Annotated in this window: 18 protein-coding genes and 1 pseudogene; 13 read left to right on the top strand and 6 right to left on the bottom strand. The window is 65.1% G+C overall.

Going from position 1 to position 23,862, the window contains the following annotated elements; all coding sequences use genetic code 11:
* Nucleotide 1: 1 nt before the first annotated feature.
* Nucleotides 2-133: pseudogene (locus ACFYNP_RS00920) on the bottom strand (LacI family transcriptional regulator); the annotation flags it as partial.
* Nucleotides 134-722: 589 nt separating this feature from the next.
* Between ACFYNP_RS00920 and ACFYNP_RS00925 the strand changes: the two are divergent.
* From ACFYNP_RS00925 to ACFYNP_RS00945, 5 genes are all read left to right on the top strand, one after another.
* On the top strand, nt 723-2,198 hold the full coding sequence (locus ACFYNP_RS00925; protein ID WP_388781360.1) for an ATP-binding protein: 1,476 nt from the start codon (nt 723-725) through the stop codon (nt 2,196-2,198).
* A 69-nt stretch (nt 2,199-2,267) separates the two neighbouring features.
* Complete coding sequence (locus tag ACFYNP_RS00930) at nt 2,268-5,039, top strand: Z1 domain-containing protein (protein ID WP_388781363.1); 2,772 nt, start codon at nt 2,268-2,270, stop codon at nt 5,037-5,039.
* Nucleotides 5,036-6,046 (top strand): PD-(D/E)XK motif protein, encoded by a 1,011-nt coding sequence (locus ACFYNP_RS00935; protein ID WP_388781366.1) that lies wholly within the window; start codon nt 5,036-5,038, stop codon nt 6,044-6,046. Before ACFYNP_RS00930 ends, ACFYNP_RS00935 begins: the two co-directional genes overlap by 4 nt.
* Nucleotides 6,039-8,048 (top strand): AIPR family protein, encoded by a 2,010-nt coding sequence (locus ACFYNP_RS00940; protein WP_388781368.1) that lies wholly within the window; start codon nt 6,039-6,041, stop codon nt 8,046-8,048. Before ACFYNP_RS00935 ends, ACFYNP_RS00940 begins: the two co-directional genes overlap by 8 nt.
* A gap of 286 nt (nt 8,049-8,334) precedes the next feature.
* Nucleotides 8,335-8,784 (top strand): very short patch repair endonuclease, encoded by a 450-nt coding sequence (locus tag ACFYNP_RS00945; protein WP_388781371.1) that lies wholly within the window; start codon nt 8,335-8,337, stop codon nt 8,782-8,784.
* Between the two features lie 12 nt (nt 8,785-8,796).
* On the opposite strand, the gene ACFYNP_RS00950 is transcribed toward ACFYNP_RS00945, so the two are convergent.
* On the bottom strand, nt 8,797-10,734 hold the full coding sequence (locus ACFYNP_RS00950) for a DNA cytosine methyltransferase (RefSeq protein ID WP_388781373.1): 1,938 nt from the start codon (nt 10,732-10,734) through the stop codon (nt 8,797-8,799).
* 429 nt (nt 10,735-11,163) lie between these two features.
* Nucleotides 11,164-13,206, bottom strand: coding sequence for a hypothetical protein (locus ACFYNP_RS00955; protein ID WP_388781376.1), 2,043 nt, complete (start codon nt 13,204-13,206; stop codon nt 11,164-11,166).
* 191 nt (nt 13,207-13,397) lie between these two features.
* On the opposite strand from ACFYNP_RS00955, the gene ACFYNP_RS00960 reads away from it, so the two are divergent.
* The 3 genes from ACFYNP_RS00960 (at nt 13,398) to ACFYNP_RS00970 (ending at nt 16,121) form a co-directional block, all read left to right on the top strand.
* On the top strand, nt 13,398-14,552 hold the full coding sequence (locus ACFYNP_RS00960; protein WP_388781378.1) for a DNA-binding protein: 1,155 nt from the start codon (nt 13,398-13,400) through the stop codon (nt 14,550-14,552).
* A 331-nt stretch (nt 14,553-14,883) separates the two neighbouring features.
* Entirely contained in the window at nt 14,884-15,444 is a 561-nt protein-coding gene (locus tag ACFYNP_RS00965; protein ID WP_388781381.1) for a hypothetical protein, read from the top strand.
* Nucleotides 15,441-16,121 carry a hypothetical protein gene (locus ACFYNP_RS00970; protein ID WP_388781383.1) on the top strand — a complete coding sequence of 227 codons (681 nt, stop codon included), beginning with the start codon at nt 15,441-15,443 and terminating at the stop codon, nt 16,119-16,121. Before ACFYNP_RS00965 ends, ACFYNP_RS00970 begins: the two co-directional genes overlap by 4 nt.
* Nucleotides 16,122-16,230: 109 nt before the next feature.
* Here the strand turns inward: ACFYNP_RS00970 and ACFYNP_RS00975 are convergent, their stop codons facing one another.
* Nucleotides 16,231-17,694 carry a hypothetical protein gene (locus ACFYNP_RS00975; RefSeq protein ID WP_388781386.1) on the bottom strand — a complete coding sequence of 488 codons (1,464 nt, stop codon included), beginning with the start codon at nt 17,692-17,694 and terminating at the stop codon, nt 16,231-16,233.
* Between the two features lie 223 nt (nt 17,695-17,917).
* Here ACFYNP_RS00975 and ACFYNP_RS00980 point away from each other — a divergent pair, with 223 nt between their 5' ends.
* The 3 genes from ACFYNP_RS00980 to ACFYNP_RS00990 all read left to right on the top strand — a co-directional run bounded on the left by ACFYNP_RS00980 (nt 17,918) and on the right by ACFYNP_RS00990 (nt 20,697).
* Entirely contained in the window at nt 17,918-19,036 is a 1,119-nt protein-coding gene (locus ACFYNP_RS00980; protein WP_388781389.1) for a hypothetical protein, read from the top strand.
* A gap of 49 nt (nt 19,037-19,085) precedes the next feature.
* The gene (locus tag ACFYNP_RS00985; protein WP_388781392.1) at nt 19,086-19,775 is read left to right on the top strand and encodes a DUF488 family protein; all 690 of its coding nucleotides are present in this window, start codon (nt 19,086-19,088) and stop codon (nt 19,773-19,775) included.
* Between the two features lie 130 nt (nt 19,776-19,905).
* Entirely contained in the window at nt 19,906-20,697 is a 792-nt protein-coding gene (locus tag ACFYNP_RS00990; protein WP_388781395.1) for a hypothetical protein, read from the top strand.
* A gap of 187 nt (nt 20,698-20,884) precedes the next feature.
* Here the strand turns inward: ACFYNP_RS00990 and ACFYNP_RS00995 are convergent, their stop codons facing one another.
* Nucleotides 20,885-21,802, bottom strand: coding sequence for a LysR family transcriptional regulator (locus ACFYNP_RS00995; RefSeq protein WP_388781398.1), 918 nt, complete (start codon nt 21,800-21,802; stop codon nt 20,885-20,887).
* A 220-nt stretch (nt 21,803-22,022) separates the two neighbouring features.
* Here ACFYNP_RS00995 and ACFYNP_RS01000 point away from each other — a divergent pair, with 220 nt between their 5' ends.
* Entirely contained in the window at nt 22,023-22,649 is a 627-nt protein-coding gene (locus tag ACFYNP_RS01000; protein WP_388781401.1) for a hypothetical protein, read from the top strand.
* Nucleotides 22,650-23,205: 556 nt separating this feature from the next.
* Nucleotides 23,206-23,430: a hypothetical protein gene (locus tag ACFYNP_RS01005; RefSeq protein WP_388781404.1), complete on the top strand. Its 225-nt coding sequence runs from the start codon at nt 23,206-23,208 to the stop codon at nt 23,428-23,430.
* 153 nt (nt 23,431-23,583) lie between these two features.
* Here ACFYNP_RS01005 and ACFYNP_RS01010 read toward each other — a convergent pair whose 3' ends face one another.
* Nucleotides 23,584-23,811, bottom strand: coding sequence for a hypothetical protein (locus ACFYNP_RS01010; RefSeq protein ID WP_388781407.1), 228 nt, complete (start codon nt 23,809-23,811; stop codon nt 23,584-23,586).
* Nucleotides 23,812-23,862: the final 51 nt, after the last annotated feature.

Here is a 23,862-nt window from a genome sequence, read left to right on the forward strand (position 1 = left end):
TGCCGTCGATGTGGCCCATGCGCTCATCCATGGTGACCTTCTCGGTGCGGAGGTCCTCCATCACAGTCCGATGGGCGTGGCGGAGGCCGTGGGGTGTGAGGCCCTTTGCAATCGGGATCCAACACAGCCCGGCCGCTGGCGCTGCGTCGTCGGGCGCAGAGACCGCCCTCCGCCCGGTGAAATCGCAGTCCTCCTAGCCGTAGCGGCTGACCTAGACGCCACCTGCCGGCAACCGACGGTCGAACGAACAGCTGCGGGCCCGGCCGCTCGACGCTCTCGCTCGGGTGTGCCCGACTCCTACAGCAACGGTGGTGTTCCAGGTCGCCGAACAGGTCGGGACCAACTCCAACGCGTCCGAAGTCCAACCGGAAGGCTGGCCCCACTCCCGAGCGGGCCCTACAACTCGCTCACAGCGACCGAGCAGGTGGCTCCAGTGCTCGTCGAATGCCTCGGGCATTTCGACCGCGCATGACGGTAGTGGCTGTGGGGCGATGGCGGTCACCATGTCTCTGTCACCGCGCAGGCTGGAGATCCACAGAACACCGGACGACTGATCCGGCGCCTCTACTAATATCGACCTCGGGCGGGCGTTTGCCGGCTGCATAAACTGGCGACGCGGAGGGGGCACCTCCTTGATTTCGCGGTCTTCCTTGGTTCATGTGGATCATGAGCATGCCGCACAGCGAGAGGGCCCATATCGGGGAAGCAGGCTGGAACCACCCATGACGTACGACATCGCGGCCCCCGAACCCGCGGGCATGGTGGCTTCGCTCAGCTCCTTGGGGTACTCGCTGCCCGCCGCCATCGCGGATCTCGTCGACAACAGCATCGCGGCTGAGGCCCGGAACGTCGACGTCGAGTTCACCTGGGCGGGACGGGACTCGTGGATCGCAGTCGTCGATGACGGCAGGGGCATGAGCGCCCGGGAACTCGTCACGGCGATGACCGTGGCGGCTCGCGGGCCCGCGGCCTCACGTTCCTCCACTGACCTGGGCCGTTTCGGCGTGGGTCTGAAGTCCGCCTCGTTCTCTCAGTCGCGGCAACTCTCCGTGGCCACAGGAACCGACGGTGTGTGGCACGTACGAACCTGGGACCTCGATGTCGTTGAGGAGTCCGGTGAGTGGCGGCTCCTCCACGGAGCAGACGTCGACACAACCACCGTGCTGGACAGGCTTCGGAGGGGCACTGACCACGGGACGATCGTGCTCTGGCGGCGGCTCAACGGCTACAGCGGCACTGCCGTTCGCGAGGACGACGAGCGCACCCAGAAGCAGTTCTACGCCGAGGCAGCCCGCACGGAGTCGCACCTCGGAATGGTCTTCGCCCGGTTCCTCAGTGGGAGCCGGCGCCGGAACCTGCGCGTGTCCGGAACCTCAGTGGAACCCTGGGATCCGTTCATGGGCAACCACCCCTCTGTCCAGCGGCTCCCCACCGAGGAACTGCCTCTCGGCGGCAGTTCCGTGAGGGTCGAGGCGTTCATCCTCCCCAGCGCCCACCGGCTCACTGCGGAGGAATACGGCCTGGCTGCAGGGCCACAAGGGTGGCTCGACCAGCAGGGCTTCTATGTCTACCGCCGCAACCGCCTGATCCTGGCCGGCGACTGGCTGGGGCAGAGAGGCATGCGTCGCGAGGAGAAGTACAACCTGGCGCGCATCGCCGTCGACATCCCGGCCGAAACGGACGTCGATTGGGGTGTCGACGTGCGGAAGTCCAGCGTCGTCCCGCCCGTGGGTCTGCGCCCGCATCTCCATCGCATCGCACGGCAGGCCCGGGCGAGGGCCGCAGACGTGCTGCGGCACCGTGGACAGGTCGCTGCACGTACCCACGGTGACCCCCTGTCGTACGCGTGGAACGTGCGCCGACCGGATGGCCGGGTCACATGCAGGATCAACCGCAGCCATCCGCTGGTCCAGGCTGCCCTGCGACCCGGCGGCAACAGCACTGCAGACGTACGCGCATTGATCCGGCTTCTGGAGGAGACGGTGCCCGTCGCCGCCCTCCGTGTGATGCATGAGACGGACACCAGCGACGACCCGGAACCGTTCGGTGGTCCAGGACCCGCTGACGAGGCGGCTACCGAGGTAGCAGAGCGCATCTACGAGTCGCTCGTCTCGGGCGGTCGATCGCCCGCCGGCGCGCGCGAGAGGTTGCGGACCATGCCTCCCTTCGACCAACTACAGGGCTTCTGGAGCGGATGAACCCTGAGTCGTTGTCAGTCGCCGCCCCTACTCTGCTCGACACCGTCTACGTCCCGCTGGAGGTCCCACGTGAGCGCCGTTCCCGACGATCCCATGGCCAAGGCCACGCGTCTGGTTCTCGGATTCCTGCCACAGGACCGTCAGCCGAAGCCGGACGAAGTACACAACGCGGTCAACGCCATCTTCGGGATGCTGGCCGCGCAGGGGGAGGCCCTTGACCGGGACCAACTGGCCAAGGAGATCGAGGCCATGACCGCTGTGTTCCAGGAGCGGTCGCTGGCACTCGTGGATCCCAAGGGGCACGAACCCTGGCTGCCCGAGGCGAAGAACGACCGTGCCTGGGACTTCTGGGAGCGCTACCGGCGGTATCTCGAAGACGTGGTGAACCTTCCGCCGTGGGTCGTGAGGCGGCTGGACCAGAGCTCGGACGAGGTATTGAGCCAGTTGGAGGATCCTCGACGTTCTGGCCCCTGGCGTCGCCAGGGGCTCGTGATCGGCCAGGTGCAGTCGGGCAAGACCGGCCAGTACATCGGGCTCGCCGCGAAGGCCGTGGACGCGGGATACCGGTTCATCGTGGTCCTTGCCGGCATCCACAACGACCTCCGGAGCCAGACACAGCTGCGGATAGACGAAGGGCTCCTGGGTTTCGACACCCAGCACCAGAACCGATCGAACGAGGACGGCCGTTCACGCGCGATCGGCGCGGGAGCCATGCCCCTCGCCAAGAAGCTCGACATCGCGTCGCCGACAAGCAGCGCGGAGAAGGGGGACTTCGGGCTTGCGACGGCCAAGGCCATCAACTTCCCCCTCGGCAGCTTCCCCGTCGTCCTCGTGGTCAAGAAGCACTACAAGATCCTCGAATACCTGCGTAACTGGGTGACAGACGTCCACGGCACCGAGGACGAGAACGGCGAGAAGGTCGTGAAGGACCTCCCTCTGTTCGTCATCGACGACGAGGCCGACAACGCCTCGATCAACACGGTCCGTGACCCCGAGGCAGACCCGACCAAGACCAACGCCGCGATCCGCAGGCTCATGAAGAGCTTCGACAAGGCCGCGTACGTCGGCTACACGGCCACCCCCTTCGCCAACATCTACATAGACCCCGACGTGGACCACGACGTCGCAGGGGAAGACCTCTTCCCGTACAGCTTCATCCGCAGTCTTCCCTCGCCGTCGAACTACCTCGGTCCGGAGCGGGTCTTCGGGCTCCAGGTCGACGACGAGGACGAGGAGGACGTGCAACCGCTGCCGCTCGTGCGCCATGTGGACGATGCCGACACCTGGCTTCCCACCAAGCACAAGTCCGGTGACATCCCTGGCGACAGGCTCCCGCAGTCCCTGCGCGACGCGATCTTCTCGTTCGTGCTCGCCTGTGCCGCCCGGCGAGCGAGAGGGCAGACCAAGGTTCACAACTCGATGCTGGTGCACGTCACCCGCTTCACCGCGGTGCAGAGCCTCGTTCGCGACCAGGTCGACGACCACCTGCGGCTCATCGTTGACATGATCCGAGACCGGTACGGAAAGGGACCCGAGCTCCGTGCCGAACTCCGGGCGCTCTGGGAGCGGGACTTCGTTCCCACCACGGACGAGTTCCCGGCTGACGAGGTGCAACGCCTGACCTGGGAGCAGGTCTCCGAACAACTCCTTCCTGCCCTCAGGAAGATCCAGGTCAAGACGGTGAACGGCACCTCCAAGGATGCGCTCGACTACTACGAGAACCGGAGAAACGGCCTGTCCGTGATCGCCATCGGGGGACAGAAGCTCTCCCGCGGCCTCACCCTGGACGGCCTGACCGTCAGCTACTACCTGCGCGTGTCGAAGACGTACGACACCCTCCTCCAGATGGGCCGGTGGTTCGGATACCGCCCAGGCTACGAAGACGTGTGCCGTCTGTACACCACGCCCGCGCTTGAGGACGCCTACGTGGAGGTCACCGCCGCGACCGACGAACTCCGCAGGGAGGTCGAGGAGATGGCGGCACTCAGCCTCACCCCGAAGGAGTTCGGGCTGAAGGTCCGTTCCTCCTCTCTGGGGCTCACCGTGACCGCGGCCAACAAGATGCGCCAGAGCGCGAAGATCCTTCTCAGCTACTCGGGGGAGGGACCGGAGACGGTGATCTTCAAGCTCGCCGACAGGACCATCGAGAACAACTTCAAAGCCCTCGAAACCCTGGTCCGTCGACTGGACGACGTCGCGGAACACGTACCTGGGGGTTCAGGGACCAACGTGCGGTGGGGCGGGGTTCCCTCTGAGGTCGTCTCGGAGTTCCTCACCACCTATGAGACCGACCGCATGGCTCAGCGCGTCCGTCCGAGGCTCATCGCCAAGTACGTGGAGCAGTGCGCCAGGGCAGGCGAGCTGGGTAACTGGACCGTGTGCCTGGTCAGTAGCACGACGTCGCAGTCGCCACGAGACATCGCGGGGCACACTGTCGGCCTCGTGACCCGCAAGGCGCTCAACGACGGCTTCAGGGCCGAGGGAAGGTACACGATTCGCCGGGTACTCAGCCCGCCCGACGAACTGATCGGCCTCGACAAGGCGCAGGAGGATGCGGCACGGAATGCCGCGAAGAAGGAGGCTGAGAAGAAGGAGAAGGCGTCGGCTCCGAAGACGCCGGCGGGCCCGCACATCCGGCGGCAGCGGAGGACCGACCAGGGCCTCCTGCTGATCTACCCCATCGAGCTGCCACAGGCCAGCGACGGTGAGGCGACGACACCCCTCGTGGGCTTCCAGGTGAGCTTCCCGCACTCCGACTACCAGTCCAAGACCGAGTACATCGCCAACACCGTCTGGCTCCAGGAGGACATCTACACCATCGCCGAGGAGGACGAGGCGTGACCGTCACCGAGGACGAGTGGCGTGAACTGGAGAGTCCCCAGGACGCCCCGGGGCGGTCCAGCCTCCGGCTGTACCCGGAGTCCCCGCTCGACATCTTCCTCTCCGTCTCCCACCCTGGCCGCCAGCGCATGTTGGTGTTCCGGGCGGACGCTCGCTCCGCAGACCCGATCGTGCGGTCGGTGGGCCGACTCCCCAAGGCAGCAGGTATCGAGATAAACCTGAGTGCCGTGTCCCGGGTTGAGTACGAGCTCCAGGTGATCCTTACGGCGGACGGGCTTCGCGAGGTGTTCAACCCGCTCGTCACCGACGTCGCCGAGATCGCCAAATCCGCTCCGGCCGCCGCTGAAGCCCTGGCAGCCGCCGTGGACAGGTTCGAGAGGTGGCAGGATCTCCTGCGCGCTGTCAGCAAGGACGGGCTGAGCGCCGAGGCACGTCGCGGACTCTACGGCGAACTCCTGGTACTGGGAGACGTCCTCCTGGCCTCCCTGGGCCAGGCTGAGGCGGTCGAGGCGTGGACCGGTCCCACGGGGACCAACCAGGACTTCCAGCTGTCCGGGCTGGCCATCGAGACCAAGGCCAGCGTCGCGAAGCGGCCCCGGAGTATACGGATCGCCAGCGAGAGACAGCTGGACGGAACCGGGACGCCCGCGCTGCTCCTCGCCCTCGCGAATCTCGACGAGCGGCGGGGTGGATCGGGAGAGAGTCTGAACAGGAGGGTGGAGGGGATACGACAGCAGCTCACGAGTCCCGCCGCCCGGGCCCGGTTCGACGGTCTACTCGTCCAGGTCGGTTACCTCCCCGGGCACCATGACCTCTACGAAGAACCCCGGTACACCCTCCGCGAGCTTCGGTTCTGGCACGTACGGGAAGGCTTTCCCAGGCTGGTCGAGTCGGACCTGCCCGAGGGCGTCGGTGACTGCACCTACCACGTGAGCACCTCGGGTCTGGACGCCTATCGCGCCACGGCCGACGAGGTGAAGGAACTGATCGGGGGGTCCCATGGCTGAGCTCGACCTGGCCGAATTCTCGCGGAGCCTCGTCGCCGACGTCCAGGCGACCGCTGACGCCGAGGGGACGACCACCCCGGAGGCGTTCACACGCCGGGTCTTCGAGGACCTGGAGCAGGCCGGCGTCGTGTCCAACACCTTCACCGCCTACCACAAGATGCACGGCCACGAGGTGCACGGTTACGGCATAGGAGAGTCGGGCGAGTCCCTGGATCTGTTCGTGACGGACTTCCAGCTGGAACCACTGGAGTCCAAGCTCACGAAGGCACAGACCGAGACGTCCTTCAGGCGGCTACTGGCGTTCGTACAGCGTTGCCGGGACGGGCTGCAGCAGCACATCGACGAGTCGTTCGACGTGTACGACATGTGCGCTGCGGTCGAGAAGGCCCTCACCGAGGTGCAGCGGATCAGGCTCTTCCTGCTCAGCAACAGGGTGGGCACCGCAACCGAGTTGCCGGCCTCGGAATTCGACGGCCTCCCGGTGACCCACGAGGTGTGGGACCTGGCACGGCAGCACCGCCATGCGACGTCGGGCGCTCTCGGCGAGCCCATCATGGTGCCCTTCAGCCCTCCGCTGCCCTGTGTCTCCGCCCCGAGCTCGGAAGAGGACCACTCCGTGGTCCTGGCCGTCATACCAGGGGAGATGCTCGCCGAGCTGTACGCCGAGTACGGCACCCGGCTCCTCGAGCTCAACGTTCGCTCCTTCCTCCAGACCCGCGGGGCGGTCAACCGGGGCATCCGGGAGACCCTGCTGAACGCACCTGGCAGGTTCCTGGCCTACAACAACGGCATCACCGCGACCGCGTCGCAGGTCGACTTCGTGAGGGGCCCGGACGGCGAGCCCACGCACATCTCCGGAGTGCACGGCCTCCAGATCGTGAACGGCGGCCAGACGACTGCCTCGCTCCACTACGCGCTGAGCCGCGACAAGGCCGACCTGTCCCACGTCCGGGTCCAGATGAAGCTGACGGAGGTGGCGCCCGAGCGGCTCGCGGAGATCGTTCCCAAGATCTCGGAGTACTCCAACACGCAGAACCGGGTGACCCAGGTCGACTTCAGCTCCAACCACGACTACCACGTTGACATGCAGCGGATCACCCGATCCCTGTGGGCCCCCGCGACGGACGGCAGTGGTCAGGAGACCCACTGGTTCTACGAGCGTGCACGCGGCCAGTACACGGACGAGTTGGCGAAGGCCCGCACCCCTGCCAGGCAGCGGCAGTTCAAGAAGCTGAACCCGACGAAGAAGAAGTTCACCAAGGCGGACCTCGCCAAGTTCGTCCACTCGTGGAACCAACTGCCGTACCACGTGAGCCGCGGGGCACAGAAGAACTTCGTCGAGTTCATGTTCAACGTCGACAAGGCACCGCCGCGCGTCGACATCCAGTACTGCCAGCGGGTGATCGCAATGGCCATCCTGTTCAAGGCAGTGGACCGGATCGCCGCCATCCACGGAGCGGGCAGCCACAAGAGCATGATCACCACGTACACCGTGGCTCGCCTGTCCTCGGCAACGGACCGGCGGATCGATCTCGACCGGATATGGCGAGAGCAGGACCTCTCACCGGTACTGGAGGCCGCGATCCACGACCTGTGCCCCCGTGTCATGCGCGCGGTGACCACTCCGCTTGAGGGCAACCACGTGGGCGAGTGGGCCAAGAAGGCAGCGTGCTGGGACGCCGTGTCCAGGGTGCCCTGGACGCCCCCCCGAGCCCTGACAGCGGAGCTGCTCGACCACTCACTGGACGAGGCGGCACTCGCCGGCGGTACCGGTGCCGAGGAGGGAGCAGGTGAAGAGGCAGCTCTGATCCCTGCCGACGAGTGGTACGCAATCGAGCGCTGGGCCAAGGAAACCCGCAACCTCGAGCCCTGGCAGCGGCAGCTGGCCCAGTTCGTCGGAAGGCGCCTCGAACTGGAGCAGGAGGTTCCAGAAACGCAGGCTGTTCAGGCCCTGCACGCCCGTAACGAGGCTCTACGGCTGGGGTTCACTCCCGACCCATAACCAGCGGCTCCGCGTCCTGGGCGCGAAGCCACTACCTACGTCAGAGCAGCCCCTTCTCAATAAGGTCACGGATCGCGTCCTCGGCCCGCCTGAGGACGATCCGCCCGTCCCCGTCGCTGAACGCGACAAGGTCGGTCCCCGGTGCAATGCCGGGCCTCGGCCAGCAGGCCGAGAGGCAGCTCGACACGGCCCTGGTCATCGACGTGAAGTTCGGCTGGTTCCCGGAGCATGAGGAGAGTGTGGCACTCTCCCTCTCGGAGGACGTCGACAGGCTGGGGCTGCGATCATGGCCGGAGCTGGCAGGACACCGGATCAGCAGTGGGTCGCCACTGCTGAGGGGGAGCACCTTCGAGGTCGACCTGTCCGGGACACCAAGCCCGAGATCGCCCTCAGGAAAGCTGTGCACCGGTTGGGCCTCAGGTTCCGTCTCCAGAGGATGGTGGCGCCGCGGTGCACGGCCGACTTCTTGCTCCCTCGGCATCACGTTGCTGTCTTCGTCGATGGTTGTTTCTGGCACGGCTGTCCTGACCACAGCCCCAAGGAGTTCCGAGGGCCCAACGCCGCGCTCTGGCAGGAGAAGCTCGAGACCAACAGGGAACGGGACCGACGCAACACAGCACAGGCCATGGCCGCCGGATGGACCGTGGTTCGGATCTGGGAGTGCGAGATTCGGCGCAACGTTGAGAGAGCCGCGCAACGGGTGGCAGAGACTACCGATTCGAACGGCGCGGGGTGAGCTGCCGATCGGCTATCCCTGCGTGACGGCCAGTGTCAGCAGGTCGTCGGACAGCTTCTCCCGGCTGACGCAGTGGGCGACGAGCGGGCACTCCGAACACACGGGCTGGTCCTCCCTGCACAGGTCCATCCCGATGAGCCGGATCGCCCCCATACGCAGAGGTGCGTCCTTGCCCGCGCCCACGAGCTTCACCAGGTTCACGCGGCCCTCGCTGAGGCGGTTCGCGTGATCAGTTTCGACACCGTTCACACGAGCCGCGACCCGCAGCGTGCCCGTGCCTACCAACATGAGGTCCTCTCCGATCAGCAGTCGGTAGAGAGACTCCTCGGCTGGCTTCATGGCCAGCTTGGCGGGTACGTCGAGCCGCTTTCCCCACTGCCAGTCGTAGGGCTTTTCCACCAGCGTCGCCAGACGGTCCACGCGGGACCGGGCGGGCATCGTGGGCGCCGCGTCGACCAGTTTCTTGAACAGTGCCGCGGTGAGTGTCTTCGACCTCCTGACAGAGGTCATCAACTCCGCCATCGCGGCTGGCTTGATCTTCGCTCCGGAGAGTATCGCCACCACAGCGGCATGCAGCGGCACCGACTCCTCACCGGGAAGCTGGTACCAGTCCCCACCCATACGCCTTTGCTCCGCCCACTCCACGAGGCCATTCCTGACCTCCCGCCAGTGGGGCTGGAGCCCGGCAGTCTCCACGGTGGCGTCACCAACCGGCTTCAGCGCCTCGGCAGCGGCCTCTCCCAGGAGCGGGGGTACGGCGTTCCCGATCTGCCGGAAGGCGTCACTCCTGGTGCCGGCGAACCGAAACCTGTCCGGAAAAGTCTGAACGCGCGCCGCTTCCCGCACAGTCAGAGTCCGCAGCTGCTCTGGGTGGATGTACCAGTAACCGTCCTTGGCAATGTGGGCAGTGATCGTACGACTGAGTTCACCCCAGGCCAGCTTCTTGTACTTGTCCGTGTACTTCTCCGCGCTGTACCGCTGGTATTTCTTCTCGTCTCCGGTCAGTTTGTTCTGAAGATCCGAGTACTTGGTATCGGATTCCATGACCTCGAAGATCCGGTGGTCGTCTCTCCGGACCCTCCGGGTCATGTGGTCCCAGACGAGCCCACGAGGCGCCTCTTCGCGCATCTTCGTGGCGAAGCCGGACAGGTTGCGAGGCTTTCGGTACTTCAGCTCCCGCTCTCCGACCCGTTCAGTGGGAACGACCTCCAGCTCGGGCAGGTCACCGATGGCGTCGCGCAGGGTAGTGCGCTCCGAGTCGGGCTTCCGCCAGGTGAAGTCGTCGACGTCCTTCCTGGCCAGGAGGATGAGACGCTTCCGGTGCTGCGGGACGCCGTAGCTCCACGCGTCAACAAGCCGCACCTGCGTCGCGTAGCCGAGCTCCTCCAGCTCCTCCTCGATCGTTCGGATGACGAAGAAGTCGTCGTGAAGCCCCATGTCGGGGACGTTCTCCATGAGGACCGCTCGCGGATTGATCCGCTTGACCATGTCCAGGTAGGCGCTCCACAGCTCCTTCCGGCGGTCTTCCGGGTCACGGCCATGGTTCTTGACAAGGTCACGGATCTTGTTGCGCCCGGCCCTGCTGAAGGGCTGGCAGGGAGGTCCACCCGCCACGAGGTCGATCTTGGCGGACTTGAGAATCTCCTCAAGTCTGTCGCGCTCGGCGGGATCACCGAGATCCATCTTCAGGCTGAGGCCCGGGAAGTTCGCCCTATGGGTTTCAAGCGCACGCTCGTCGAAGTCCACGGCTGCCGCAGTGGTCCATCCCGCCCGCTCAACGCCGGCGCTGAGACCACCGGCACCGGAGAAGAGATCTACGGCCAGCCTCTTGTCCTTACCGAAGCCTTCCAGCCAGTCCTGGAAACCCTCCGGGGTGCAGCTGTTCTCGTTCGGCTCCAGCTTGAGGTAGTCACTGCGTTCAAGAGGTACGCCGTAGTGCCCCTTCGTCACAGCACAACCCTTCGTACGCAAGACATGAACGAGCACCAGGAGATCACAGACGCGCTGGTGGAAGCAAGGATTCCGTCGAAGTGGACGTCAGGAAAACCTGCTGCTCACCCGCCGCGTACCCCCGGGTATCCCTGCCCTCGGGACCCCCGGTCCCCTGAGGCCGGACCTACCCTCTGGTCGGCGCCGAGACGACCCAATCGTAAACGATCGAGAGATCACAGCCCTCATCGATTCAACGACTGATCCCGCCACCCGGACACGCTCGTATGTTCGCCGGGCTCGGCCGACCGTCGCGGTGGCCCTCGTTGGGCTACGGACGCTCCTCCTACCTGCCGGTGGACAGGGTGGTGCCCCCAGCCGGGCTGGTTTCCAGGGCTGTCTTCGCTGGCGCGACAAACTGGCAGCGGCCTGGACGCGCTGCCCAGAAGGTCAGACCCCGGAGTTTTCGAGTCCCGTGATCCACGGCCAGCGAGGCGCATGCCTCCGCAGGGTTCGATGCGCAGGGGCGAACCCATGTACGAGTTCGTAGGGGCGAGCGCTGCCCAACCGGTGGCACTCCCCGGCAAGAACTTCAGCGAAGGCCAGCAGCTTGCGTCGGGCTGGGCCCTCAAGCAGTTGAGCTGCAGCCTTGACCCCATCACTGATCAACTTCGTGGTGCTGATCAGCTCGTCTTTGGCGGAAGCATCGCCCTGTCGAAGGGCAGTCGACAAGCGGTCTCGTTCTCCAACTACGTGGGCAGCAGCCGAGACGAGAACCGTCGAAGCGGCAGTCTCGGCGGGCTCTCCAGCATTGGTCATGGCATTGGCCAGCATGGGGAGCTCAGCGAACGGGAGGGGATCGACAATCTCCCAGAGAGATTCCGCGACTTGGAGCCCGGCGCGTGTTCCTGAACGGTCCACGCACAACGGCAGGCGGTCAGGGGAGCGCTGACGCACTTCCCAGCACTCGACTCCGGGGTCCGCCATGACAGCCCTGAGAATCGCCCGGCATGCCTCTCTCACAGTCTGAATGGAGAGGTCGGGAACGTCCAACCGCACAAGACTTCCTTGGCGTCGGATGTCCAGCACCGGGAACCTGGCTTCTCCAGCTGCTTGAAGGATAGCGAGGTCTCGGCTGACGTAGTTCGGGTCCTCCTCACCCCAGATGATCAGTGATGCGTTCTGCGTGTAGGACACGGCGACGCCGTGCTCGAACCCGTGACAGATGGCACGAGCGCGGATCGCCGCGTCCAGTACCTGCTCCAGATCAGCTGGCTGTCCGCCCAGAAGGAGCGTGCTGTTGGCTGGATCCCAGCGGAAGTCTTCGTGTGCATTCGCGTTGCGCCAGTCAGAGCGGATCGCCGAAGCCAGCAACTTGCACAGCGGCTGATCATCTTCAGCTGCTAGCAGATCCCGTACGGTCGCGAGCGAGGCCCCATGCGGGACCATCCTGCCCAGCAGTTCCAAAACCACGGTGGCCGTGCGCTTGACGTCACCTTCCAACACAGCCCGGTGCAGGTCCATGGCCGCGCGCGCTTTCTCTTCTTGGTGCTCCGCGCGGTTGTAGGCATCGCGGTAGGCGATCTGTCCGCGATGGGAGGAGAGCATCTCCGGCTCACGATCACCGTGTCGTGCAATCACAGAACACGTGAGTTCCGGTTCTGACTTCAGATGGGACGTCACCAGATCACGCGCCAGGAGAGCGGCACGGTGCGCTACCAAGGGACGGTCGGACATCGCGAGAACGGCAAGGTGATTAAGAAGTTTCACCGTCAGCGGCACCGAGTCGTCGATCAGATGCCTCATGCTTCGGCGGAGCCGACGGTCGAGTGCCTTCGGATCTTTCGCCCAAGCAGCCAGCAGACGGGCGCGTGCTGCCACGCCCGAGCCGGGACTCAGTTCCTCGTCCGACACCCCGAGCGTTCGCTGATAGCGGTCCTCGTCGGGAAGGCTAGCCTGATCAACCCTGGCGGCAGCCTCCAAAGACTGTCCAATTGCCTGGGCCGCGAGAGCGTGCCTCCGTACTGCGACCCAAGCGGATTCCACCCATCCTTGTTCCAGACAGACGAACAGCGCTTGGGCCTCGCCTCGATTCGCTCGCGCCAGGTCATCCGCCAGCCGTCGCTCGGCCGCGCTGGTCCAGGACGGACCGAACCGGGACACCTCATCTGCGACAGCGCCCAAGGCGACGACCGACCTGCCGAGGCGCCGCAACAACTCTGGAAGTTGCTTCCCGACGGCCCCACCGGAAGCAGTCCGCAGGCGCAGGATCTCCGCAACTATCTCGTCAGTGTCCCGCTGAAGCCTGGGCAAGTCGGCGTTCTTCAACACTGACTTCCACTGCCCGCGGGTCACCGGCACAAAGGCAACATCCTGCTGTCCCCCGGTCCGCTCAGGGGGCGCAGTGAGATTCAGCTTTCTGATCACTGCTTGCGCAGCGGCACAAGATTCTCGTTCCACCGCGCCCAGTTGGTCAGGGAGGGATACGTCCATCAGCACAGGATGGCACCGGCGACCTGCCTGAAGCCCGTCGTTTTCCCCAGCCAGCCGCGTCCTTGCGAGGCTCGCCCCGGAGCCCTCTAGGAGTCCTTTGGGTTCCGGAGAAACCGACTGCTCGACGGGTCGCCCTGCCCGTAGGCTCTGGATCTCTGACGTGACGCTGCCAGGCATCTGAGAGGGGAAAAGTGGATCATCTCTTCGCCGTTGCAGGCCGGTCGGCAACGCCGATCTCACCGACCGGTCTGGCTGCGGAAGGGCTCCTCGAACGGCAGCATTTGCAGGAGTGGGTGATCGACAACCCGCAGGTCCTGGGTGAGTCGGTACTGGTGATCACCGCTGAGTTCGACCAGTGGGCCGACACCGACGGGGTGCCTGCACGGGATCGACTGGACGTCCTCGGGCTGGATGCCACCGGGCGCCTGGTAGTGGTCGAGCTGAAACGGGGCACAGCAGATCGGGACGTTCATCTCCAGGCGATCACCTATGCTGCCCTGGTGTCCCGGTTCGACCTGGACACCTTGGCGCAGGCGCACCGCGACTTCCTGGCCGGCAGGGGTCAGGCCGTCGAACTCGACGCGTGCAGGCAGCGCCTGCTCGACCATGTGGATGGAGACTGGAGTCCGGAACTGCTCCAGCGCCCCCGACAGGTGATCATCGCTGCCGACTTTCCCAAGCAGGTGACCCACACCGTGGTGTGGCTGTCGGAGATGAACCTCGACATCGACCTCGTCCAGGTGGGCCTGTGGAAGGTGGAAGGCCACCTCGTCGTCGGTTTCACCAAGGTCTATCCGACCCCGGAGGTGGAGGAGTTCACCCTCGCTCCGGCCCGTGTCGAGGCCAAGGCCGCCGCCAAGAAACTGGAGGAGCGCTCCCGGGCCCGCAACGCCGCTCACGTCCTCGTCGCCGCTGGCCTTCTGCCGGACGGGACCAGACTGCGACTGACGCCACGGCATGGCGCGCCGCAATCCATCCGCGAGGCCATCCTTGAATGGGTGGGCGAGGACGACAGGCGCGCGACGGCCGCCTGGAACAACAACACCGCCAAGCCTCTGACCTGGGATGCCGATGGCAGGCCGTACACGCCGACCGGATTGGCCAACCACATCTTCAAGAGCGTGACCGGCCGGACACCTGACGGGATCCAGGGGACGACCTGGTGGGACGTCGACACTGACGACGTCCCGATCACGGTCGATCCCGGTGAATGGGCAACGTTGGCAGGAGCCAGCCTTGCTGAGCTGGCCAAGCAGCTCAGCGGCGCCCGTAAAGACTGGACGAGCCTCCACACCCTGCTCGGTGCCATCCCGTCCGGACGCGATGGACGACTTACGGCGACGTAGCTTCCGTCATCGGCAGCCACGCCGTTCCCATCGGTACCCATCTGGCCACCTGCGGTCAGTGCCCCAATGCGTGGCGGGTACTCACCGCGTCTGGTCGTGTCAGCACAGGCTTCCGGTGGACCGATCCGGCCCGCACGGATACACCCGCGGATATCCTGACGGGCGAGGGCGTCCGATTCGACGATGGAGCTGCCGATCCGAAAGCCCGCCTGTCACTGGAGACACTCCGGAGTCTGCTCGACAGCTGATCACGGTTCGTTCGGATACACCACAGGGAAGATCCATGGACCGGTTGGCTATCTCAGACGAAGACTCCTGAGACGAGGGGGACATGAACCAGTTCGAACTGCGCCGTGTGGAGCAGCAGCTCCGCGAAGCGCTGCAAGACACCGCTCTGAGTTGGGTGCTCGATGACGTCGATGCGGCAATCGCGGCGGGAGTACCTGAGGAGAAGATCCTCCGTCGGCGCCAGCAGCGCCGCGGTGATGACTCCCCCGACACGAGCCCGGCTGCGGCAGCGCTTCGATACGAGGTCGTGGACCGTAGCGTGCTTGGCCTCGTCGAGTTCGAGGCATCGCGCAAGCGGGGAACGCTGGTCATCGCGACGCGAGTCATGACGGATGAAGAGCGTGTCCAGCTCCTCCTCGATGCAGTAAGGCGAGTCCTCGTCGAGCTGCCTGAGATGGAACTGGAGGTGCTGAAGACGCTCCGAACCGAGCCCGAGGGCGACGCCGGCAGGCGGAGCATCGCCGAGGCGGTCGTGTTCGAACTGGACGAAGGCGCTCGATCACGCCGTACGCGAACGGAGTTCCGGGGCGATCGGATGCCAACTGAGCGACGTACACGCGTCAGTCAGTTGCTGGCCGATGTGACGAGGGAGGTCGTCAGTTGAGCACCGTCGATCACCTGGTCAACGAGATCAAGAACCTTCTGGCAGCGGGGGCCGTGTCGTACGACTCCGCTTCGAAGCCGTCCGATGTCTACGAGGGCTTCATCTTCTCCCTGATCGTCGCCACTGCGAGCCGGCATGGTGCCACCGTCACCTACGAGGACGTCTACGGGGCGAAGGCCAGCAGCCTTGTCTTCCGGACGGGGCCTGGTCATCTGTACAGCAACAGTCAGCCCTTCACCCACGCCGTGATCGAGTTCGACGGCGCTCCCGTCCTTGAGGTCCACCTCGGCGTCTACGTGACCGGCTCGTCGGGCGTCCTGCACGAGTGCGACGTGCTAGTGCTGCCGGCCGAGGAAGCCGCTCTAAGCCGGGCGCAGGGCATCGCTCCACGAGGCAGTCAGTGCGTCCTCATCGTCGAGTGCAAGTACTACGTCTCCAACCTCGGCATCGGTCTCGCGCGGAACTTCGAGGGGCTGCGCGCCGACATTCGCACCCAGAACGAACTCTTCGTCTCCAACACCAGGTCATCGAGCATCGTGCGGTACCTCGATGCCCGAAAGAGAGGCTTCGAGCCGGACGTGGTGCCCAACTCGCCGCAGGCGGGCTACCTCCAGGCGGAGATCAGGAAGACCTTCAAGAGCTACCTGAGCAAGCACGCACCCTCGACGGTGATCTGAGCCTGCTAGCCGATGCCGCAGCGCCAGGACTTCTCCTGACGGACCTGACCGCCCCTACGCCAAGCACGTGATCATAGAGAGAGCGGGGACACACTCGCACAAGGGCTGGTCAGCGGGCTCCCCATCCGAAGCCGTGCTCTTCGGGCCCATACGGACTCCATCCCTTCAAATACGGCTTCAGGTCATCTGGTGCCGGCTCCTTCAGCGTCTGCATGACAGGCAGTCGACTCAACGGATCGACTAACTCCGCATATTGGCGCGCCCAGGCCAGCCACTCTCGCGCCGAGGCGACTTCGGTGTCGTGGTCCTTTGCTTCGGCGAGTCGGCGTTCCAAGGCATCGCAGTACGCGCGCAACGCTGCGGCTGACTGCCAGCTCGTGGCCTGCTCTTTCAGCACCTCCGCGAACTGAGCCTGTTGGGCCTGTTCCTTCGCCTCCGCCATGGCTGCTTTCCATCGGACCTCACGTTCTTCCTTGGCCCGCTCCTCGTCCACCTTGCGCTGTGCATCCTCTACGGCCCGGGTCTCGATCTCGCGAAGCACCGCGCCCAGGATGTCCTCCAGCACCCAGCGCTTGCGATCAGCCCAGCGTCGTTGTCGGTCCGACCTGCTGTAGCCCAGCTCGATCACGAGTCTCCCGGAGCGCTCCGGATCGGAGGACTGCGGGAACTCCTGCTGAATGGTGGCGGTGTACGTGAAGCCGTCGACGAGCACGTCCAGTTCGCCATCGCGCCGCGAGTAGCCCGACGGGAAGTACCTTCCGTCATAGGAGTACGGGCGGCTGCGGTGGCGGTCAGCGACCGGATGATCCTTGACCTTGTGTCCCCGTCGTACGGCTTCGGCCGCCAGTCCCTGGAACAGCAACAGAGCTCGTCGACGAAGAGCGGATGGCATCACCAGCCGCCCCTCGTCGTCCCTCAACGCTGCGACGACCGGATGCGGGGAGCGAAGCTGTGTGGGGACCTGAACTGGCGACGCATTCTCCGGTGACTCCCTTCGCGAATTGGGATGCTGTCCTGCAACCAAAGAAATCTGCAGGTCACGGTTCCACATGCGCATCCTCTCGATGCGCTTGCCTGATGGGGTCAGGCCGTGCCGCTTCGCGTAGTCGACAACGCGCCGCCACTCCGTCGCCTCGTCCTCGTCGGGTTCGGAAATCGTGACGCGCTCCTCGACCACAAGGCGTTCGACAAGCTGCATCGCCTTCTCACGCCGTGCCCGAGCGATGGGCCTCTCGCTGTACGGCAAGGGACTGCGCCGATCACCTGCAGCTCGCGACCCGGCGCCCCGTGACCGGGCAGTCTCCGGTTTTCCAGGGCCGGATGCGCTTCCGCCGTCGCCATCGGCATGCTCAGGGTCATTCGGGTGGTGGCCGTGCTCCAGGTAGAAGCGCCCAGCCTCCGTGACCTGCACCTGAACGCCCCCGCTCCCCCGCTTGACGGTTGCCAAGCCTCGGTCGCGCAACGCATACAGCGAACGCCACTCACTGGCGCCCTGCGTATCGAGCTCCTCGTCACCTGCAAGTCGGTTGAGAAGTGCCTTCTGCCGCTCGTTCAAAGGGGACCAGCGATGCATGGATCCAGACCACAACTCGCTTCGGTGTTTCGCAATGGCTCGAAAGAGTGACAGCGCTACCCGGGGCGACCGAGTCGTACGACGCGCAGCACCTTGCCGGTCATGTGGCCGGAGAAGGCCGACGCGAAGAGCTGGGTACCCGGGGCCGAGGAGGGCGCGAGGGGGCTCTGTCAGTGCCTGCGAATAGCGTGAGTCCTGTCCGTCCTGAGAGCAGGGAGTAAGGATGTTCGATCGCGACGTGAGCTATCCGTGTGCTGTCGCCAGCTACTACGCCGAAGGTGTCGGCGCAGCAATCGACTGGTGCCGTGGGCATCTGGAGGACGGCGACACTCTCACCGTATGGACCAGCCTCAAGTCCAACCTGGAAAACAGCTCGGCGCTGGAACAGCTCGTGACTCGGCACTCCAATGTCGAGCACGTCACTGGCAGGGGCGGCGGATTCGTCCGCGGAAACGGTCCGGTGCTCATGGCCTGGCCGGACATGGCAGACATCGGGAAACTCGTACAGTACGGCGGCCACCGTGTCCGAGCGCTTTGCGTCATCACATGGAGCGAGGACGAGATCAGGCCGTGGGTGACAGCCATGGGGCCATCGGTCTTGGGCGACGGCTCAGCGTGGGAGGAGTTGACGCCCGAACTCGACACCGTCGTCGTCGAAGCTCTCAAGAGCCTGACGCTGACCGTAATCCACAACAACACGATCTCGGCCGGTTACGAGAAGGACATGGTCGTGAGCACTCTCCTTGCGTTGCACGACGCCGGCATCCCGATGAACGGTGAAGCCGTGCAGGGGTGGGCACTCGCACATGGATGGTCGGGCAAGAATCCCGGGCACCTCGCCAAGTATGTGGAGGATCAGCGCAGGGAAGCGTCCGCGATGCCGCCGCATGCTCGGCACGGACTACATCGACACGCTTCGACGCCGAGCTGCGGACAACGCGTAGAAGCGCCGACTGGCCACTACCCGAGCCGCAGGGCTCCTTGGGAGCCAACTGGGAGCCGATCCACTCCCCAAGCCCCTTGGAGTCCGCCCGAGACCACCCCAGCCCAACGCTCTGATCAGGTAAAACATCATCCGTGCAGGCAAGATCGGCAATCGAACCTCATTCGGGACGAAGAGGTCGTGGGTTCAAATCCCGCCACCCCGACAGTGAAGTACCAGGTCAGGGGCCTGATCCGCATGGCGGGTCAGGCCCCTGAGTGGTTCCTGGAGATCGCTTGGGAGAAATCTGGGGGAAGATCTTGGTCGGCTTTTCCCAGGACCAGTCTCCAGTGCCGCAGGATGAGTGACACTCAAGCGTCCTCGGACCTGCGCGTTCGCGAATCCAGGGCTCGTAGCTGACCAGGAACGCCGCGGCGGGCCGCCCCAACGGTCGTTAGGAACACCGCCCATGGCAGGTCATCGCTCAGCTCCTCCCCACGGCCCCGCCCATGCGCTTGCCGAACGAGTGCGGGCATTACGGGAGGACCGCGGGTGGACGCGTGAACGGCTGGCCAAAGAGGCAGGCATCGCCGCCGTGACGCTGCGCCGCCTGGAGAGCGAGGGAGCGATCCAGCCAGGTTTCTTCACCGTCGGCGCGGTGGCTGAGGCTCTTTCCGTCTCACTCGACGATCTTTTCCGGGTGACCCAGGTCCCGCCCGCTACCCCCGGTCTCTGGTCAGCCGGGTACGAAGGCCGAGACATCGACTCATTCGTCGCCTCTCTCGTCGACAGTCACATCGGTGTTGTAGCGGACGTAAGGCTCACCCCGATCAGTCGCAAGAAGGGCTTCAGCAAGACCCGCCTCGGGGAGGCTCTGGCCGAAGCCGGCATCGAGTACACGCACCTTCGTGGCCTGGGCAATCCGAAGGACAATCGAGAGCCCTTCTGGGACGGCCGCGTCGAAGTGGGGTGCGCGCGCTTCCGTGGCCTGCTGCGATCCGAAGAGGCCCAGGCCGACCTTGACCGCCTGGCAGAGCACGCCCGAGCGTCGCGGGTCGCGGTGCTGTGCTTCGAGAAGGACGAGAGTCGCTGTCACCGGCAAGTCGTCTTGGAGACGGTCCGCAGCCGGGTCCAGGTGCCGGTGAATTCCTTGGCCTGACTTCGTCCCCGGCTTACGTACGCGCCCTTGCCAGCGGTGCATGCCCCTCGTCCAATCAGATCGGGGAGACCGATGGAGGGGGCACGCCATGGCGTCGTCGGCGTTCAGGAAGCGACAGCGCGCACGGATCATGATCACGGTCAAGACGTATCCGGAGCTGTCCAGCAAATACCGTGAGACCAGCTGTGTGGCCGGCATACGCCTCGACCAAGGCGAGCCGCAGCACGTGCGGCTCTTCCCTGTGCCCTTCCGACTCCTCGGCGAAGAGGCGCAGTTCTCCAAATACTCGCTCATCGAAGTCGACGTCCAGCCACACCGTCTTGAGCGTGATTCCCGCCCAGAGAGTCTCCGGCCGTATCTCGACACGCTGGAGATTGTGGGCGAGGTGCCGCCCGACGGCGGCTGGCGGAAGCGGTATCGCCACGTTGAGCCGCTGGTCGCCCCGTCGCTCTGCGCCATCAAGCGGGACCAGGAGAACCGAGGAACGTCCCTCGGCGTCTTCCGCCCCGCCGAGATCACTCGCTTCCGGCTGGAGGCCGCCGAGCCCTGGTCCGTCTCCAAAGCCGCGTTGGCCGACCAACTCGACTTGTTCGAGCAGGATCTGAACCCGCTGGAGTGGGTGCCGCTCGACCTCCGCAACAGCTTTCGCTGCGCCGAAGACGGCTGCCCGACCCACGACATGGGGCTGAAAGACTGGGAGGCAGGCCAGTCGTACCGCAAGTTCCTGCGCAAGTACGGCGAGCGCGGGGTTCGTGATGCACTCCGCGAACGCTGGTACACGCGGATGTGTGCCCCGAACCGGGCCGTCCACTTCTTCGTCGGGAACATCGCCGCCCATCCCAAGACGTTCATGCTGCTGGCCGTCTTCTACCCGGAGCGAAAGGTCGTCGACTACGTGCAGGACAGCCTGTTCGGTGAGTGAGCGACGTTCTCCTGGTGCGGATTCGGGCGGACTTGCTGTGCTGCTGCGCGTCGCACGCTTCCGACGCTCCGGGCTGCTTCGGAAACGGGGTAACCGTCTTCATACGAGCCTCCGTGCCGAGGAACGACCGGTACTTCTCCACCGCGCTCGCCCGCTGATCCGATGAAGCCCGCTCAGGCCGGGGGCCTTATGCCGCGGACTGGTGCTTGCGTCGTTCCGCGGCCCGGCGCACGAGGATGGCGTGCAGCTCCCGGGCCGCCGCGGGGATCGGGTGTGTGCGGCGTTGCTGGATCATGACGCGGAGCTCGGTGGAGTCGTCGGCCAACGGACGGCACGCGATCGTGCCGCTGCGCTCCAAGGGGTCACCGAGCGCGCTGTAATCAGGCAGCACGGTGATGCCGAGGCCCTCAGCCACCATCAGCTTGCACATCTCGGCGCCGTCGGCCGAGTAGGCAAAGGAAGGGGTAAGGCCGCTCAGAAGCCGATGGATGTAGCGATGCATGACATAGCCGGATCGCATCACGATCAACGGCTCGCCCAGCAGATCCGTGGCGGTGACAGCCCCGAGCCCAGCCAACGGGCTGTCCGGACGGACACAGACGACGGGGCGCCCACGCAGTAGTTCCGTGGTGTGCAGGCCAGGCGGAAGATCGTCGTCTCGAAGGTAGCTGACCAACCCGAGATCGAACCCGCCCTCGGCCAGATGCCGTTGGATACCGTCCTGCCGGTCCGCGACCACCTCCACCTCCGTCGATGGATTAGCGGCTCGGAACTCACGGATGGCCGGCGTCAGCAGTGTGACCGTGGCCGCGTTGACCGTTCCCAGCCGCAGCTTACGGCTGATCTGGTGCTGCTCGTCGGCGGCCCGGCGTAGCCGGTCGACCGCGTCCAGCACCTCGGCGATGTGTGGCAGCAGCTCACGCCCTTGGTCGCTGATCTTTGCTCCGGAACGCTTGCGTTCCAAGAGCTCCACTCCCAGTTCCCGCTCCAGGTTGCGGAGCGTCTCGCTCAGCGCCGGCTGCGAGAGGTGCAATACCTCGGCGGTGCGGCGCAAGGATCCCAACCGTGTGACTGCCGCCAGGTACTCCAACTGTTCCACGCGCATGACGAGCCACCTCCGACGCCCATCATAAACGGATCAATTCCACTCGGGCATGGAGGGGTGAAAGGGGAACCTTATCGGGGTATCGGGAATTCCTAATCGACCCGATACCAACCTTTAAGTAAAGTTCGATCGCAGCAGAGGCGTGCGACGTCGGCAGCAGTTGGGCACCGAATTGGCATGCTGTCGAGTCGCGCCTGAAATGGTAACCAAGAGGAGTGCCGTGCTGCAGAAAAAGGCTTTCCATCGTCGCTTCGGGGCGGGAGTTGCCACTCTCGTCGCCGCAGCAATGATTGGCACCGCGATGTCCGGGACGGCGATCGCTGGCGACCGCGCACAGGAGAGGGAAAATCGGTCGGCGGGATTCACCTTTCAGACGCGGGAAGTGAAGGATGCGGGGCTCCGTCTCGCGACACACGAGTCAAACGTAGATACAGCCTCAGCCCCCACCGGCTCCGACCTTTCCGACATCAGTGACGAGAAGGGGATCGCCGCAGTCCAGCAAGCGTTCGACCTCATCGGCTCAATCCCCGAGTCGCTGATCCAGCGCGTTGAGGCCGGCGACCAGGGAGCGGCCCAGGAGGTGGCGGACTACTTGAACCACGCCTCAACTGCCAAGCCTGCCACGCGCGGATGGTTCCAGTGCGCGGCCGGGGTGGCAAAGTTCGCTGCCGAGAATGCAATCGGCGTCGCCAAGGTGTACAGGATCGTCAAGAACGGCAAGAAAGTAGCGAAAGCCGTCTGGGATTACCTCAAGCACAAGAAGTACCCTGGCAACATCGACGATGACATAGCTAACCTCATAGTTAACTCCACAGGGCTTCCTGCGCTGGCGGAAGCATGCCTTTAGACAGGTGAGAGGACGGGGTCGCCATGAAACGCGACGAAGACAAAAAGAGTGCCGACTCGAATGGCGACCCCGGGGCTATAGCGTCAGGCGTTATCTATACGGCCACATTCTTGCTCCCAACATACATACTTGCAACCTTGATCGGTGAACTCCTCGGCAATCGCGGCTTGCCCGCATCGCCCTGGCTGATCGCACCTGGCGTGGCGCTGGTTATTGCCGTAATGATGCGGTTCGAGCCGTACCTGCAGGGGCGTTCCTGGTGGTCTCGGGTTGACGACGCATGGGGTGGCCTCTTGATCGGCCTAAGCGTCGTTCTTCCTATCGTTGTCGCCGTGGTATGGCCAAGGTCTTTCTGGTCATGGCTACCGCCGGCGGTTCCAACGCTCCTGTCCTTTGCGCCAATCGCATGCGTTATGTGGTGCGTCAAGCGCTGGCACCGGCACCTTTGGAAAAATCAGCGTCCACAGCTGGGGCCGTATCGGCCTATCCCACGGATCAGCAGTCAGAGTTCAGAAGACTCCTAAGCTGAGGGGCGCCTCGTCCCACGGCTCAGGCGGTGATCCCTTGGCGGACGGCGTTGTACCAGCTCGCCACGGCGTTGAAACTGCTGTGGCCCACCCTCGTGGAGATCCTCTTCGTAGCAGCCGCCTGGGGCGTCCTGCGGAACGACGCTGCCGGCGTCCTGGCCAAGGCACTCGAAGCGTCTCGCGGACGGCCCGGCAACCAGTTCCCGGGCTATCCGTTCAGCCGCAGCAGGAGCCGCGGGAAGCAGAGGAAGTGACCGTCTGTCCTTTGCAACCCAGTGACGGCAGGGGGCTTGGTGGCGCGCACGATGGCGGAGTGCATGCCGTCGGCGACCGCGTGCGTCGGGGTGAGTTCGATGCCTTGCCGAGCTCTTCGTCGGCACGAGCTCGCGGGCTGAAATTCCCGCCGCTCAGGCGGCCTTCCGGCGTGGCGGTACCTTCCGCGTCTTCACCCCGCCGGCGATGAGCGCCAGCCCCACGGCGACGACGCCGAGGTACGCGACGGACGGAAGGTCGACGACCTTGTGCATCCAGCCCCACTCCGTGCCGAAGAGGGGCTTCGAGACGAGGCTGACGAGCCCTTGGGCTCCTACGACGTAGCCGATGCTTTCGACGGTGTATCCGATGGTTGTTCGCACGCGTCAACGGTCTCGTGGCAGCGCCGCAGGGGCGTCCTCTTCAGGGCCGAA

It is taken from the genome of Streptomyces sp. NPDC006691 (assembly GCF_042869955.1).
GTDB lineage: Bacteria > Actinomycetota > Actinomycetes > Streptomycetales > Streptomycetaceae > Streptomyces.